Here is a 15,392-nt window from a genome sequence, read left to right on the forward strand (position 1 = left end):
GTGCGGCGGTCGCCATAAATGGCGGCCCTTCTCAATGCGCCTTCAAAATCCGATGCACATTGCTCTCCAGCCAATCCGCCAGTCCGGTCACCTGCCCTTCCACTTCGCGGCCTAACGACGTCAAACGATACTCAACGTGCGGTGGCACCACGTCATAGGCAATGCGTTCAACAAAACCATCCTCTTCCATATAGCGCAGCGTCTGCGCCAGCATACGTTCGCTGACGCCGCCAATCTTGCGGCGCAGCTCGCTAAAACGCAGGGTTTCTTCACGTAGCGCCAGCAAAATCAGTACGCTCCAGCGGCTGGTAATGCGCTTCAACACGTCGCGTGACGGGCAATTCACGTTAAGCAACTCACCGCGCGTAAATTTTTCACTCAACTTTTCAGACATTTAACTCAGCTTCTCCAAACTAACCAATCTGTAAGTACTTACTAAAAGTTAGTTTATCGCTTAGGCTGTTTTCATACCAGTTCAAAAGGAGAACAACATGATTGCGATTACAGGTGCCACAGGCCAACTGGGCCGTCTGGTGATTAATGCGTTATTGAAAAAAGTGCCGGCTAGCGAAATCATTGCGGCGGTGCGTTCGCCCGAGAAAGCGGCCGATCTGCAGGCGCTGGGCGTAACGCTGCGAGCGGCGGATTACAGCCAACCGGAAACGCTGCAAAGCGCCTTTGCCGGTGTCGATAAACTGCTGCTGATCTCTTCCAGTGAAGTCGGCCAGCGTGAAGCGCAGCACAAGGCGGTGATCGATGCGGCAAAAGCCGCTGGCGTTGGCTTTATCGCCTACACCAGCTTACTGCATGCCGATACCTCGCCGTTGGGTTTAGGCGTTGAGCATCGTGCGACTGAAGCCCAGCTGAAAGCCTCGGGCATTCCTTTCGCGCTGCTGCGTAACGGCTGGTACACCGAAAACTACGCGGCGAGTATTGCGCCCGCGCTGGCGCATCATGCCTTTATTGGTGCGGTCGGCGAAGGTCGCATCGCTTCCGCGGCGCGCGCTGACTATGCGGCGGCAGCGGCCGAAGTGATCAGCCGTGACGATCAGGCGGGCAAGGTGTATGAACTGGCTGGCGACGACAGCTACACGCTGGCGCAGTTCAGCGCCGAGATTGCTAAACAGTCTGGCGAGCAAGTGGATTACATCAATCTGCCACAAGCCGAATTTGCCGCCGCGCTGAAAGGTGCCGGTTTGCCAGATGGCTTGTCAGAGATGCTGGCAGATTCAGATGCCGGCGCCGAAAAAGGCGGTTTGTTTGACGATAGCCATACGCTAAGCAAACTGATTGGCCGCCCCACCACGCCGTATGCGGACGTGATAAAGGCGGCGTTGCAGAAGTAAGGTGCGGCCTGATGCCCTCACCCCGACCCTCTCCCATAAAGAAAGGGAGACGCTGCCACATGTTAGCTCGATCGATTCACTCTCCCTGTGGGAGAGTGAGGCGCTGCCACATGTTAACTCGATCGGTTCCCTCTCCCGCCTGCGGGAGAGGGTTAGGGTGAGGGAAATACAGCTCTATTTCCGCTGCGTTTGCCATAAATTGATCAAGCCATTCCACGCTTTTTTGCGCAAATTTTAGCGATTTTCTTAAATACAGATATTTCTGTGCAGCTATTTAAACATCCATCTTAAAAGCCGCTTTCATTTCCTGAAATATAGTCCGTTGTAATCACTGAAAAATCATAAAAAAACCGGATCCATCGACATGATTTATTACGTTCATAGATAAATCGCATTGTTGTTTCGCCCGTTCAGAGCTCTATAATTTGTTCTTTACGCATTCAAGAATTTACCAGGAGGCTGCTATTAATACTAACCAACAGCAATATAACGCTTTCGAGGATCGACGCGCTGATGCTGAACTGGAGTATCAATATAATCCTCACGAGTTCGTTCGCGAAGGTATGCATGATTCGGAGCCGGAACCCGAGCTGATTGAAGGTTTGCCCGCGCCGGATGCGCTGACGCCTGCCGATCGCTACATGGAACTGTTTGAGCAGGTACAGACATCGCACATATTTGCTGACAGCAAAACGTTTCCGGACTGCGCACCAAAATTCGATCCGCTGGATATTTTAATCCGTTTTCGTCGCCGTAAACGCGCAGCGGGTTTTGATCTGGAAGCATTCGTGCACGAACATTTTTATTCACCTCAGGTGAATGAGAGTTTTTATGTTTCTAATCCAGATAAAACCTTAACCGAACATATTGACGATCTGTGGCCGGTGTTAACCAAAATGCCACAGCAACATTTAGCACACTCATCGCTGCTGCCGTTGCCGAAACCTTACGTGGTGCCCGGCGGCCGATTTGGAGAAACCTATTACTGGGACTCCTACTTCAGCATGCTCGGCCTCGCCGATGCAGGCCGCGACGACCTGCTGCGTCATATGGCGGATAACTTCGCTTGGTTGATTGATAACTACGGTCACGTGCCGAACGGCAACCGTACTTACTACCTCAGCCGTTCGCAGCCGCCGGTGTTTGCGCTGATGGTAGAACTGTTTGAAGAGGATGGCATTCGCGGCGCGAAACGCTATCTCGATCAGCTGATGAAAGAGTACCAGTTCTGGATGGACGGCGCGGGTGAGCTGATGCCGCATCAGGCCTATCGCCACGTGGTGCGCATGCCAGATGGTTCGCTGCTCAACCGTTACTGGGACGATCGCGACACGCCGCGCGATGAGTCGTGGCTGGAAGATATTGAAACTGCGAAGAAATCAGGTCGTCCGGCCAACGAGGTTTATCGCGATCTGCGTGCCGGTGCTGCATCGGGCTGGGATTACTCTTCACGCTGGCTGCGCGATCCGCAGCGTCTGGCGAGTATCCGCACCACGCAATTTATTCCGATCGATCTCAACGCGTTCCTCTACAAGCTGGAGCTGATGATTTCGACGCTGTCACATGCCAAAGGTGAAGAGCTCACGGCGCTGGCGTGGCAGAAAAAAGCCGATGCGCGTAAGCAGGCGATTCATCGCTATCTGTGGGATAACACTGCCGGGGTGTACCGCGATTACGACTGGCGTCGCGAACGCTTTGGCGCCTTCACCGCTGCTGCGGTAGTGCCGCTGTTCCTCGGCCTCGCCTCGCCCGAGCAGGCGCACCTGCAGGCCGTTGCGCTGCGTCATCTGTTACTGACGCAAGGCGGTTTGTTAACCTCGATGGTGGAGAGCGGCGAACAATGGGATAAACCCAATGCCTGGGCACCGTTGCAGTGGATGGCGGTGGTCGGTTTAAATCACTACGGTGAAGAGACGCTGGCGACAGAAATTGCCGTTAACTGGCTGAATACGGTGAATAATTTCTATTCACTGCATCATAAGCTGGTGGAGAAGTATGACATCAGCGGCGATCGCGCCCGTCCGGGTGGTGGTGGCGAGTATCCGCTGCAGGACGGCTTCGGCTGGACTAATGGCGTCACCCGCAGATTGATGACCATGTATGGGCATTTGCTGGCGGATTGAGATTGGGGCGGCTTGATGCCTTCACCCTGGCCCTCTCTCACTGGGAGAGGGAAACGCTGCCATATGTAAGCTCGATCAGTCCCCTCTCCCGCCTGCGGGAGAGGGTTAAGGTGAGGGTAAAAACTACCCCGCCAACCCAAAACCCTGCTTACCATTCTTCTTAATCTGATACATCGCCTCATCGGCCCGCGTCAGCGCTTCATCGAAGCTGTCGCGTTCCTGCACCTGCGCAATGCCAATTGACGCACCAATCTGCGCATGTCCATTCTCAATATCAAACGGCGTCAGCGCGGCATCCAGCACCGCCTGCATCATAATGCGCACTTTCGGATAGTCGATCAGGAACGGCATTAGCAGCACAAACTCGTCGCCGCCGAGTCGGCCAATCACCACGTTTGGCGGCACCACGTCGATGATGCGCTGGCTCAGTTGAATCAACACCTCATCACCACTGCGATGTCCCAAGGTATCGTTGACGTGTTTGAAGTTGTCGAGATCGATAAACGCCACGCACAGCGGGCCAAGCGCTTTCATCCTGCTGAACTGCGTATTGAGCGCATGACGATTAGTCAGTCCGGTTAGCGGATCGTGATGCGCCAGCGATGAGAGCTGCGCTTCGTACTGCTTCTCTTTGGTCATATCGATGTGCGTGCCGGTGACTTTGAGCGGATTGCCCGCTGCGTCCCATTCGGTAACGCGTCCGCGATCCAGCACCCATTTAATGTTGTCGTTTTTGCCCAGCATACGGTGCAGCGCTTCGTAATAAGGCGCGCGCCCTTCAATGTGATCGTAAAAAGCTTTGAGCACTTCGTCGGCGTCATCCGGATGCAGGCGTTCGCGCCACACATCGAACTGCGCTTTGGTCTCTTTCGGCTGAAAACCCAGCATCGCACCCCAGCGACGATTAAAAATCACCAGCTTGCCGCTGGGAATATCCAGCTGCCACAAACATAAACCGGTTCCATCCAGCGCGGCACTCAGCTTATTACGCGCGTCATGCGCTATACGCTTTAACCGCGCATTATGCTTTTTCAGGTTCTGAATCTGCTGACGCAGCGCTTCTTCTGACATGGTTGGCTGAAGGAGAGGAAATAAGCGCTATTTTGCCTGCCGGGAAGTTTCTGTAAATAAAACAAATGAAAAGCCGATTAGCAGCGGCAAATTGGAGAAACTTCAGGAGTTACGTCGAAAGTTTCCTGTCAAAACAGCTGACTTAACTTACTTAAGTACCAGCCTGTAGTAAGCCTCGCCTACAGACGTAAGAAATTTCTTAAAAAGCATTTAATAACCGTTGAGTTTCGTGCCGCTGTGAAGGGTCACTGGCGTATTAAAGCGCAGCCAGAGAACCGCACCGCCGCACGGCAGTGCTTAAAGCAGCAAAGAAAACTGAGAATCAATTCGTGGTCAAACGCATTTTTAGCATGATTTTTTTGTTGGGCTTTTGCCTGTCGGCCTGGAGCGCCACCACCTTAAAATTCACGCCGCGTTACGGTCTGGTTTCCCCTGAAGTGACGCTAAATGCAGAGAGCCAACAGTGGCTAAAACGTCATTCGGTGCTGCGCGTTGGCGTATGGAGCCATACGTTACCGCCCTATTCGGTTGAATTTGAAGAGGACACCTTTGAAGGACTGTCCGCCGATTATCTGGCCATCATCGCGAAAACACTGAATCTTCCGGTCGAAGTTAAACGCTATAACACCCGTCTCGATCTGGTTACCGCGCTCGATAACAAGCAAGTCGATTTAATTCCTTACTACCCGCAGGCTGCTAATCATGAAACCAAACTGGCGCTGAGTATTCCCTATTCGCTGGCGCAAAGCGTGTTGATTAGCCGCCGCCAGGCAAAATTTGATCGTCAGCTCAATGACAACCGCTATCGCCTGATGTACTACGGTGACGACGAACTGAAAGCGCTGCTGCATAAACGCTATCCCGAAGCCACATTAGCGCCCGCCTCACCGCCGCTCTGGGCCTATACCGATACCGCTTTCAATGAGGACATGGTGTTCTGGAGTAACTCCGCCACGCAGCGCTATTTGTCGCAGCGCGGCTTGCAGAACATCATTGAAGGCCATAGCACGCCTTACACGAACGATGTGGATGCACGCTTTGCCGCCCGCGCGGACAATGCTGAGCTAATCGACGCCATTAATGAAATTCTTAAAAATATCCCGCTACGTAATGCCGTACAAATTGCCGAAGCCTGGGGGCTTGATTACCGGTCGGTGGTGAAGAATCATCCTTTGGACCTTAGCGAAGCCGAAGCAAAATGGCTGGCGGAGCACCGCGACATCACGGTGAATTACGACCCTACACATCTGCCTTTCACCTTTCTCGACAGCAAACAGCGTGTCGCCGGACTCAGCGTCGATTTGTTAAATCTCATCTCGCAACGCACCGGTATTCGTTTTCATTACAATCCAATGCGGGGCTTGAGCAATATGCGCGATGCGCTGGTTAATCAACGCGATTCCCTGATTGTGGTGAGTGACGGCGCGTCAAAGCAGAGCCCGCAGATTCAATACACGCGATCTTATGTCTATTCGCCTTGGGTGGTGATGACCCGCAGCGACAGTAACTGGCACAGTTTCGATGAGATGACAGGGAAACGCATCGGCATCTACGAGCGTTCTTATTATCGCTTTGATCTGCGTCGCCGCTGGCCAACCATCGATTTTAGTGAAAATGCGGTTTCGCTCGACTCCCTCGGGCAGCTGCAGGACAAAGAGGTTGACGGCTTTATCGTGCCCTACGAATCGGCGCAATATTTGCTGAATAACCACTTCAACGATCGCTTCAAAGTGGCGTTTGTCGCACCGTTGCCGATGTTTCGCATGGCGATGGCCACCAATTTGGCGGATGAGCATCTGAATTCAATCCTGAATAAAGCGCTGTCAGATATTCCGCAGCCAACCATGCAGTCACTGATGGAGCGCTGGATCAAGTACACGCCGCCCGCCACCAGCACGTCCTGGCAGAGCTATCGCAGTTACGTGCTGCGTATTGCTGCGGTGGCCGGCATTTGCCTGCTGTTTTTCCTGTGGCGCAACCATCTGCTGAAATCGTCGCTGGCGAGGCAGCGCCAGCACGAGCGCGAAATCAGCAACCAACTGCACACGATCGAAACCTTGTTAGAGGACGTGCGTAAAGCGAAGCGTGCGGCACTGCGCTCCAGCGAGGCGAAAAGTACTTTCCTTTCACATATGAGCCATGAAATCCGCACGCCGTTGGCGGCACTGATTGGCCTGTTGGAGATTGAACATTTAGGTCAGAGCGACGAAGCGCAGCGGCAAAAGAATATCGATTTGGCGTGGGAATCTTCCCGTTCACTGCTCTCGCTGGTCGGCGATATTCTCGACCTGGCGAAAATCGAATCCGGTCATTTCAGCATTCGCCACATGCCGATGTCACTGAGCGATGTGGTTTACGACACTGAAGCGCTATTCCGTCAGGTGGCGCTAAATAAAGGGCTGGCGCTCAATGTCATGCTGGATATCGATCAGGACAGCGTGCTGTTTGATCCCGTGGCGTTGAAGCAGATCCTGGCGAACCTGGTCAGCAATGCCATTAAGTTTACCGCGCGGGGTGAAGTTGAAGTGGCGCTTTACCAGGCAGATATCACTAAACCCGAATACGTACTGGAAGTCTGCGACAGTGGGGTTGGTCTCACACCAGAACAGCAAAAGGCGATTTTCGAGCCCTTTGTTCAGGTGGATCAGGGCACTAATCGCGTCAGTGGCACCGGACTGGGTCTCAATATCTGTCGCCGTCTGGCGGTGATGCTGGGAACCGAGCTGCATGTAGAGAGCGAGCCCGATGAGGGCAGCGTGTTTATGCTGCGCTTCATCGCCCAGCCCGCCACGCTGACTGAAGCAGAAGCTGAGCCAGTTGATGACGTTGTGCACGCATCCTTAAGAATGCTGGTTGTGGATGACAACGCCACCAATCGCCTGCTGCTGGCACAACAGTTGCGTTACGCCGGGCATCATGTGTTGGTGGCAGAAGACGGTGAAACGGCGCTGGCACTGTGGCGCGAACATGACGTTGATCGTGTGATCACCGATTGCAATATGCCAGGCATGGATGGCTTTGAATTTACCCGCCAGTTACGTATTGAGGAGAAGCTAATGAATCGCCGCGCAGTCCCGATTTATGGCCTGACGGCGATGGCAGAAGAGCGCGTTGCACAACTCGCGACGCAGGCTGGCATGGATGGTTGCCTGTTTAAACCGCTGGAGCGCACCCAGCTGCTGCGAGTGGTCACCGGCAGCGCTGCCAGCAGCATGCGTAATGAAACCCTGCTTACCCTGGAAAACCTCGCAGCCAATGATCCGCAAGCCTGGCGCGATCTGGTCACCACCGCTCAGCAGCAAAATGCGCGCGATCTTGCACAACTGGAGCAAGCGGCCATGGCGGAGGACTTCTCAAGCGCACACCACGCTGCACATCAATTACTTGGCAGCGCCAAATTACTGCGCGCTGAAAGCTTACAACAGAGTTGCCTTGCCGCCGAGCAGGCAGCCGAACAACGAGAGAGTGCGTTTCTGCAGCAGCTGATTCCCGCAGTCGCTACAGCAGTGGCCGAACTGGAAGCGATCTTCCTTCACGCACTAAAAAATAATCCTGATAATGAGGTGAAACCATGAAACAAGATGCAATCTGGCAGGTTGCCGTATTAGACGATCATCCACTGATCGGCAAAGCAATTCAGTATCGTCTGGCGCAGGAAGCGCTGCTGGAGCTGGCTGGCGCCTTTTCGCAACGCCAGCAGCTGATGGCATTTTTACAGCGTCATTCAGTGGACGTGCTGGTGCTGGACTACATGCTTGGCGAAGACGAACTCGACGGCCTGCAGATGGTGAAACAGCTGCGCGCGCGATATCCCGATTTAAAAATCCTGATCTCCTCGGCAGTAGAAAAACCGGCAATAGTGCAACTGCTGTTAAAAGCGGGTGTGCATGGCTTTGTGGGTAAAAGTGAAGATCAGGAAGTGCTGATTACCGCCCTGCATCAGGTATGCCGTAACAAGCGTTTTCTCACCGCCGATATGCTGCTGGAGATGGATAAGTTCCAGGAAAGCGATCGGGAAATGCATGACTATTTATTGCCGCGTCAAACTGGCGAAGATATCACGCTGCTGCTGCGCAATCTCAGCCCACGTGAGATCGAGGTGATCCGTTGCTATCTGGATGGATTAAGCATTACGCAAATCGCCGGAAAATATGCGCGCAGCCGTAAAACCATCAGCGGGCAAAAACAGACTGCACTGCGTAAATTGGGTCTGCGATCTGATTTGGAATTATTCAAATACAAAGAGCATTTCGGTGAAATTGTGCTGCATCACTGATGCATAAATTGTGTTCTGTGACGCGGATCAAGGCTTATTGGCCGCGCTGCGCTGTCATGATGTTTACTAGAATGGTAGTTTATCAGTTATCACAGACACGATAACGGTGGATGACATTATGCAGCTGACAATGCGTTGGTTTGGTCCGAAAGAAGATAAAGTTTCGCTGGAATATATTCGTCAGGTGCCGGGCGTGCGCGGCGTCGTGGGCGCGCTGTATGACGTGCCGGTAGGTGAAACCTGGCCGAAAGAGAAAATTAACGCGCTGGTTGAGCAGGTGCATGCCGCCGGGCTGACCGTGGAAGTGATCGAAAGCGTCAACATTCACGACGACATCAAAATCGGTCTGCCAAGCCGCGATCGTTACATCGAAAATTATCAGCAGAGCATCCGTAACCTGGCCGAAGCGGGTGTGAAAGTGATTTGCTACAACTTCATGCCGGTGTTTGACTGGATGAAGACCGACATGAACTACGTGCTGCCAGACGGCTCGCTCACCATGGCGTTCGAGAAGAAAGGCATTGATAAGAGCCTCGACGAAGTGGTGCAGGAAGTGCTGGGCAACGCCAATGGTTTCGCCCTCCCGGGCTGGGAACCGGAGCGTCTGGCAAAAGTGCAGGATCTGTTTGCCCAATACAAAGATGTTGATGACGCTAAGCTGCGTGAAAACCTCGCTTACTTTCTGAAAGCGGTGATCCCGGTATGTGAAGAAGTGGGCGTGAAGATGGCGATCCACCCGGACGATCCACCGTATTCGATTTTTGGCCTGCCGCGCGTGGTGAAGAACCGCGACGATCTCGACTGGATCTGTAACGTGGTCGATTCCGAGGCTAACGGCATCACGCTATGTACCGGATCGATTGCCGAAGATCCGAGTAATGATGTGTACGCCATTCTGGCGGAGTTCTCGCGCCGCAAACGTATTCCGTTCGCCCATGTGCGTAACATCAAGATTATTCGGGATAAAGATTTCTACGAATGCGCGCACCCAACCGAATACGGTTCGCTGGATATGTATAAAGTGCTGCAATCGATGTATGACAACGGCTTTGATGGCTACATCCGTTCGGATCACGGCCGCTTTATCTGGGGCGAAACCGGCCGTCCGGGCTACGGTTTGTACGACCGCGCGCTAGGCACCACCTATCTGCTGGGATTGTGGGAAGCGCTGAGTAAGCGCTGAGTTGGGTGCGCTTTGTCCCTCACCCTAACCCTCTCCCGCAAGCGGGAGAGGAACTTTTTGCTCCCTCTCCCCGTGGGAGAGGGCCGGGGTGAGGGCATCAGCGCGCACCATAATCACCGCACAACCTGACAAACTCGCCTTCCCCACTTGCCGTTAAATATATACAGTCAAACTGTACATATTCAGCGGGGAATCACCATGTCAGAACATAACAAAGCCGTTGTGCGTCGTTTCAATCAGCAGGTGATTGCCGAAGGCGATCGCCAGGCTTTCGATCAGCTCGTCGGCGAAAACTTCATTAACCGCTCAGCGCCAGCCGGCGCGCCCAGCGATCGCGAAAGTCTTTGGCACACCTTCGATCAGATCCTGCGCCCCGCTTTCTCCCATCTTCAGGTGCACGTTGAAGATCAAATCGCCGAGCGCGATTGGGTCACCACGCGCAAAACAATAACCGGCGTTCACAGCGGATCGCTGATGGGCATCGCGCCCACCGGTTTACCCGTAACGATCGCGGTGATCGATATGGTGCGAATTGAAGAGGGAAAATACGCGGAACATTGGGGCATGAACACGCTGGCGGCGGTGATAACGCAGTTAAAGCAGTTTGCGTAACGCAGCCAGCCCTTTTTGCAGATCGTCGCGATCCTGCTGGTCGAGTGTTTCATTGATGCGCGCCGCAAGCCAGTCGGCACGCTGTTGACGTGCGGCCGCCAACGCAGCGCGCGCCTGATCGCTCAGCACAATCACCTGCGCCCGCGCGTCCTGCGCGCTTTTTTGTCGCAGCACCAAATCTTGCGCCTCGAGTTCGTTAATCACTAATCGCATGCTTTGATGCTTCACGCCGCGCAGCCGCGCGAGATCGGCGATAGAAAGCGCGTCATGGCTGTCGAGCAGATCTAAGGTTTCATATTGCGAGGTGCGCACGGTCGCGGTGCTGACGCGGACGTTACGTACCAAATGACTGACCATCTTACGGAGCTCTTCCGCCAGCTGCTGGGTTTCATTTTCAGTGCTCAAAGGGGCGATTCCTGCGCGCTATCGTCGGTCCATTATAGGAAACCTATTGCCAGGCTTTAAACAACAAACTGGCATTCACGCCGCCAAAGCCAAAACCGTTGGAAAGCGCATAGGTCATTGCCGTCGGCTGTGGCTTGAGTGCCACCAGATTCAGCCCAACAGCCGCTTCATCCGCATGCTGCAGATTGAGCGTCGGCGGAGCAACCTGATCGCGCAGCGCCAGAATCGAGAAGATCGCTTCCACACCGCCCGCCGCACCGAGCAGATGTCCGGTGGCCGATTTAGTGGAGGTGATCGCTACCTTGCTGCCAGCGAACAGTGAGCTAATTGCTGCCAGTTCGCCCTTGTCGCCGACCGGCGTCGACGTAGCATGTGCATTGATATGCTGCACCTCGCTCGCCGTAATGCCCGCCTGCGCCAGCGCGGTTTCCATTGCCCGGCGTGCCCCTTCACCATTTTCCGGGCCGGCGGTGAGATGGTAAGCGTCCGCGCTGGTGCCGTAACCCACCAGCTCCGCCAGCGGTGTCGCGCCGCGCGCCTGCGCATGTTCCAGCGATTCAATCACCAGCAATCCCGCGCCCTCACCCATCACAAAACCGTCGCGGTCGCGATCAAACGGACGCGAAGCCTGCTCTGGACGATCGTTAAAGCTGCCCGACATCGCTTTCGCTGCGGCAAATCCGGCCAGGCTCACGCGATGGATCGCCGCTTCGGTGCCGCCGCACAGCGCAATATCCGCTTCGCCGCTGCGAATCAAGCGCGCCGCATCACCAATCGCCTGCGCACCCGCCGCGCACGCGGTTACCGGCGCGCCAATTGGCCCACGAAAACCGTGTGCAATCGAAACGTGTCCGGCGGCCAGATTGGCGAGAAACGAAGGAATGGTAAACGGCGACAAGCGACGCGGCCCACGCTCGGCGGTGGTTTCAACCGCGTTGGCGATTTCGTTAAAGCCGCCGATGCCGGTGGCGATCACCGTGGCGGTGCGCTGCTGTTGCGCACTGTCCTGCGGGAACCAGCTGGCCTGCGTCAGCGCTTCATGCGCCGCCACCAGCGCGAACTCGATAAAGCGATCCATTTTCTTGCGATCTTTGGCGGCGATAATGCCGTCGGGATTAAAACCGTGCTGGGGATCCTGCTCCAGCGTCGGCACCTGTCCCGCCACTTTGCAGGCGATGTCCTGCACCATCTCTGGCGGCAAGGCGCTGATGCCCGATTTTCCCGCCAGCAGCGACTGCCAAACCGCTTCCGTGCCGCAGCCCAGCGGCGATACCACCCCCATGCCGGTAATGACAATTCGTTTCATTTTTCATTCCTTAATCTGCGGATGCTTACTTGCGCGTTAGCGTTATGACTGCGGCTGGTGCAGCGGCGGCGGCGCAAATTTCTGGGTGTTATCTCCAGCGCGTTTTTTCTGCAGATAATCATGGCGATAGTGCATCATCGGCTCCGCTGCCGGGCCGGGCACCATCTGATAGTTATCCAGCGTCAGCGGCTGGCCGTTTTCGCTATCGACCAGCTGCATCTTCACCGGACGCTGCGTAGCGCTTTCCACCAGTTGCATCTGGCGACCTTCCGGCGAGAAATGCGTGCTGCCCCACTCGGTGAGCGCCAGAATCACGCCGCGAAAATCGCGACCGACGGCCGTCAGGTGATATTCGAAGCGCGCCGGGCTGGTGCTGTAACACACCTTCTCCAGCAAGCCATCGTTCACCAGCTCTTTCAGCCGCCGCGACAATATGTTGGGCGCTACACCGCTGCTTTTCTGGAACTCATCGAAGCGCGTAAAACCGGCCAGCGCATCGCGCATAATCAGTATGCTCCAGCCATCGCCAATGCGCCCAAGGCTGCGCGCGATGGGACAAGGCATGTTGTGGAGCGTTTGGTTTTTCAAGGTTAGCTATCCCGCATCGGTTTGATGGCGGATACTGTTGCAGAGTGACTTTCATTTTGCAAGTAACTTGCAGAGTGAAAGTGATTTGGCGGTGGCTTCTTTGCACAATAAAGTGCGCCGCTACGGTTGGGCGCACTTGATCGTAGCGGCGCGATTTATCGCGCGGATTTGGTCAGGTCCGTACCCGCAATCTCGCCTCAATCTTATCGGCGATCTTCGTCACCACATAGGCAATCACCATGTAAAACACCACCGCCACCAGGAAGGCTTCGAGATAGTAGAAATTCAGCGCCGCGGTCAGTTGCGCCTGGGCGAAGATATCCACCACTTCGATGGCAAACGCCAGCGACAGCGCTTTCATGATCACCATAAAGGCGTTCGCCAGATCAGGAATCGCCGCCACGATAATCTGCGGGAACATTACGCGGCGGAACAGCTGGCCGCCGCTGTAACCGAGCGACAGCGCTGCATCCGATTGTCCGCTATCAAATGAGTTGAGCGCGCCCTTCCACACTTCCGCCTGAAACGCCGCGACGCAGGCGCTCAGGGCGACGATGATGATCACCCAGTTCGGCAGCGAGTGCGCATTCACTTTCACGCCAAACAGCGTGGCGACGAAATCCAGCGCCGGCGGCAAACCGTAATAGGCGAGGAAAATCACCACCACCATCGGCACGCCTTTAAAGGCAATTTTGTAGGCGATCACCAACTGACGCAGCACCGGAAGGCGGCGATGTTCAACAAAGGCAAACAGCCCGCCGAGCAGCGTTGAACAGATAAACACCGTCACCGCCATCAGCAGCGTCACCGGCACCGCATCGAGAATGCTCCAGAAGTCCGGCAGTAAAACCTCAAGATCAAACATGGTTTCTCTCCCTTATCAGACGCTGGTGAATTTGACGCGTGCAGCAGTTTTCGAGCTGTACTTCGCGTGACGTTGTTCGAAGAAACGGATAATCAACCAGGCCACGCCGCACAGCAGCGAATAGAGCACCGCCAGCACCAGATAAGTGCCGAACTGATATTGGTTGTAGTCGCGTTCCATGATCAGATGCGCGGTCGCCATCACATCCGCCGCACCGATGTACATCACCAGCGCCACGTTATGAATCAGATAGATAATCGCATTGCCGTAACCCGGCAGCGCATAGTGCACCGCTTGCGGACCGACAATACGCAGCATTTTCTGGCGGAAGCTGTAGCCCATGCTGTCGGCGGCGTCATGCTGGCCGCTCTCCACGGCGAGAAACGCCGGGCGCATCACTTCCGACAGATAACCGCCGTGATACAGACTCAGGCCAATCATCGCCGCGATGTTGGCGGTGACAAAATCGCTGAAGCCAAACTGCTCGGCCACCAGCGGCAAGCCATAAAACGCGACAAACAGCTGCAGCACCACCGGCACGCTGCGCGCGTATGAGACGTACAAATCCACAAACTGGCTGATAACCGGGATGCGGCGCACGCGGAACACGGTGGCGATCAGCGCCAGGAAGAACCCGACGATCATCGCGACAAACATTATGCCAAGCGTCAACGGCAGCGCCGAGAGCAGCTCAGGAATCATCGAAGTCAGATTCACGGTGAAACACTCCTGCTAACAATGAAGCAACGCCCGGCTCAGCACCGGGCGCAGCTTTAGTGAGTCCTTACTTCATGTACTTCGTGACGTCTTCGCCAAACCACTTCTGCGCCAGCTTATCCAGCGTGCCGTCCGCTTTCAGCTGTTGCAGCGTTTTGTTGATGTCATCGTTCAGCGCCTGGTTTTCGGCAGAACGGTGAATCAGCACGTAAGTGTTGTTGATGGCAACCGGCTCGCTGGCTTTGATCGCCAGTTTCTGGTTGTCGATCACCGTTTGCTCGCCGAGGTTCGAAGGCAGGATCAGCGCATCATATTTGCCACGCTGCACCTCTTTCAGACGATCCGGATAAGGCACGCCAGCGCTCGAAGCTTTGATCTCAACTTTGTCGTTCGGGTTGTCCTGCTGCCACTGCGTCACGAATTTGTACACGCCGCCGCCGGCGGTAACCGGCACAATCTTCTTGCCGACCAGATCTTTCATGCTGTTGATGGGGCTATCGCTGCGGCTGTAGATCTTCATCAGGCTGGCACCGATCGGCGCATCCGGGATCAGGAACTGTTTGCTGCGCGTTGGCGCTTTGTAATAACCGCCGGTCGCCATGTCATATTTGCCGGTGGCGAGGCCCGTTTCCTGGGCGATATCCGCCGCACCTTCCATCACAAATTTGTACTGCGGCAGTTTAGCGTTGATGGCTTTCAGCACGTCCGGCTCGTAGCCCTGCGGCTCGTGACCAATCGCGCCCCACGACAGCGGTTTAGACTCCGCCGCAGTGGCGATTTTGATGGTGCGCACCGCGTCGGCGAAGCTGTTACCGCTGATGAGTGCCAGCGCGATGATGCCAGGCGCGGCCAGGCGACGTAAAGTGGTTTTGATTGCAGGCATGTCGTTGATTCCTTTAA

The 15,392-nt window shown here is 55.1% G+C and carries 14 protein-coding genes; 6 read left to right on the plus strand and 8 right to left on the minus strand.

What is annotated here, in order from left to right:
• Positions 1-31 precede the first annotated feature (31 nt).
• The gene (locus FCN45_RS15815) at positions 32-394 is read right to left on the minus strand and encodes a helix-turn-helix domain-containing protein (RefSeq protein ID WP_101761882.1); all 363 of its coding nucleotides are present in this window, start codon (positions 392-394) and stop codon (positions 32-34) included.
• Positions 395-491: 97 nt separating this feature from the next.
• Here FCN45_RS15815 and FCN45_RS15820 point away from each other — a divergent pair, with 97 nt between their 5' ends.
• Positions 492-1,346, plus strand: a complete 855-nt coding sequence (locus FCN45_RS15820) for an SDR family oxidoreductase (RefSeq protein ID WP_137386439.1) — start codon at positions 492-494, stop codon at positions 1,344-1,346.
• A 464-nt stretch (positions 1,347-1,810) separates the two neighbouring features.
• Positions 1,811-3,469 (plus strand): alpha,alpha-trehalase TreF, encoded by a 1,659-nt coding sequence (gene treF, locus FCN45_RS15825; protein ID WP_210421284.1) that lies wholly within the window; start codon positions 1,811-1,813, stop codon positions 3,467-3,469.
• A 123-nt stretch (positions 3,470-3,592) separates the two neighbouring features.
• Here the strand turns inward: treF and FCN45_RS15830 are convergent, their stop codons facing one another.
• On the minus strand, positions 3,593-4,540 hold the full coding sequence (locus FCN45_RS15830) for a sensor domain-containing diguanylate cyclase (protein ID WP_137386441.1): 948 nt from the start codon (positions 4,538-4,540) through the stop codon (positions 3,593-3,595).
• A 350-nt stretch (positions 4,541-4,890) separates the two neighbouring features.
• Between FCN45_RS15830 and FCN45_RS15835 the strand changes: the two genes are divergently transcribed.
• From FCN45_RS15835 to FCN45_RS15850, 4 genes are all read left to right on the plus strand, one after another.
• On the plus strand, positions 4,891-8,115 hold the full coding sequence (locus FCN45_RS15835; protein ID WP_246862533.1) for a transporter substrate-binding domain-containing protein: 3,225 nt from the start codon (positions 4,891-4,893) through the stop codon (positions 8,113-8,115).
• Positions 8,112-8,816 (plus strand): response regulator transcription factor, encoded by a 705-nt coding sequence (locus FCN45_RS15840; RefSeq protein ID WP_137386443.1) that lies wholly within the window; start codon positions 8,112-8,114, stop codon positions 8,814-8,816. Before FCN45_RS15835 ends, FCN45_RS15840 begins: the two co-directional genes overlap by 4 nt.
• 118 nt (positions 8,817-8,934) lie before the next feature.
• The gene (gene uxuA, locus FCN45_RS15845) at positions 8,935-9,999 is read left to right on the plus strand and encodes a mannonate dehydratase (RefSeq protein ID WP_137386444.1); all 1,065 of its coding nucleotides are present in this window, start codon (positions 8,935-8,937) and stop codon (positions 9,997-9,999) included.
• A gap of 198 nt (positions 10,000-10,197) precedes the next feature.
• Positions 10,198-10,611, plus strand: coding sequence for an ester cyclase (locus FCN45_RS15850; protein WP_137386445.1), 414 nt, complete (start codon positions 10,198-10,200; stop codon positions 10,609-10,611).
• Here FCN45_RS15850 and FCN45_RS15855 read toward each other — a convergent pair.
• The 6 genes from FCN45_RS15855 to FCN45_RS15880 all read right to left on the minus strand — a co-directional run bounded on the left by FCN45_RS15855 (position 10,594) and on the right by FCN45_RS15880 (position 15,375).
• The gene (locus FCN45_RS15855) at positions 10,594-11,016 is read right to left on the minus strand and encodes a MarR family winged helix-turn-helix transcriptional regulator (protein ID WP_101761875.1); all 423 of its coding nucleotides are present in this window, start codon (positions 11,014-11,016) and stop codon (positions 10,594-10,596) included. The genes FCN45_RS15850 and FCN45_RS15855 overlap by 18 nt on opposite strands.
• Positions 11,017-11,059: 43 nt before the next feature.
• On the minus strand, positions 11,060-12,322 hold the full coding sequence (fabF, locus tag FCN45_RS15860) for a beta-ketoacyl-ACP synthase II (protein WP_137386446.1): 1,263 nt from the start codon (positions 12,320-12,322) through the stop codon (positions 11,060-11,062).
• Between the two features lie 42 nt (positions 12,323-12,364).
• Positions 12,365-12,910: a helix-turn-helix domain-containing protein gene (locus FCN45_RS15865; protein ID WP_137386447.1), complete on the minus strand. Its 546-nt coding sequence runs from the start codon at positions 12,908-12,910 to the stop codon at positions 12,365-12,367.
• Between the two features lie 172 nt (positions 12,911-13,082).
• Entirely contained in the window at positions 13,083-13,775 is a 693-nt protein-coding gene (locus FCN45_RS15870; protein WP_110867259.1) for an amino acid ABC transporter permease, read from the minus strand.
• Between the two features lie 15 nt (positions 13,776-13,790).
• Positions 13,791-14,477: an amino acid ABC transporter permease gene (locus FCN45_RS15875; protein WP_154155525.1), complete on the minus strand. Its 687-nt coding sequence runs from the start codon at positions 14,475-14,477 to the stop codon at positions 13,791-13,793.
• An 82-nt stretch (positions 14,478-14,559) separates the two neighbouring features.
• A complete protein-coding gene (locus FCN45_RS15880; protein WP_137386448.1) occupies positions 14,560-15,375 on the minus strand; it encodes a transporter substrate-binding domain-containing protein in 816 nt (271 codons plus the stop codon).
• Positions 15,376-15,392: the final 17 nt, after the last annotated feature.

Origin of the sequence: Pantoea sp. SO10, from assembly GCF_005281435.1 — a bacterium.
Taxonomy (GTDB): Bacteria; Pseudomonadota; Gammaproteobacteria; order Enterobacterales; family Enterobacteriaceae; genus Pantoea; species Pantoea leporis.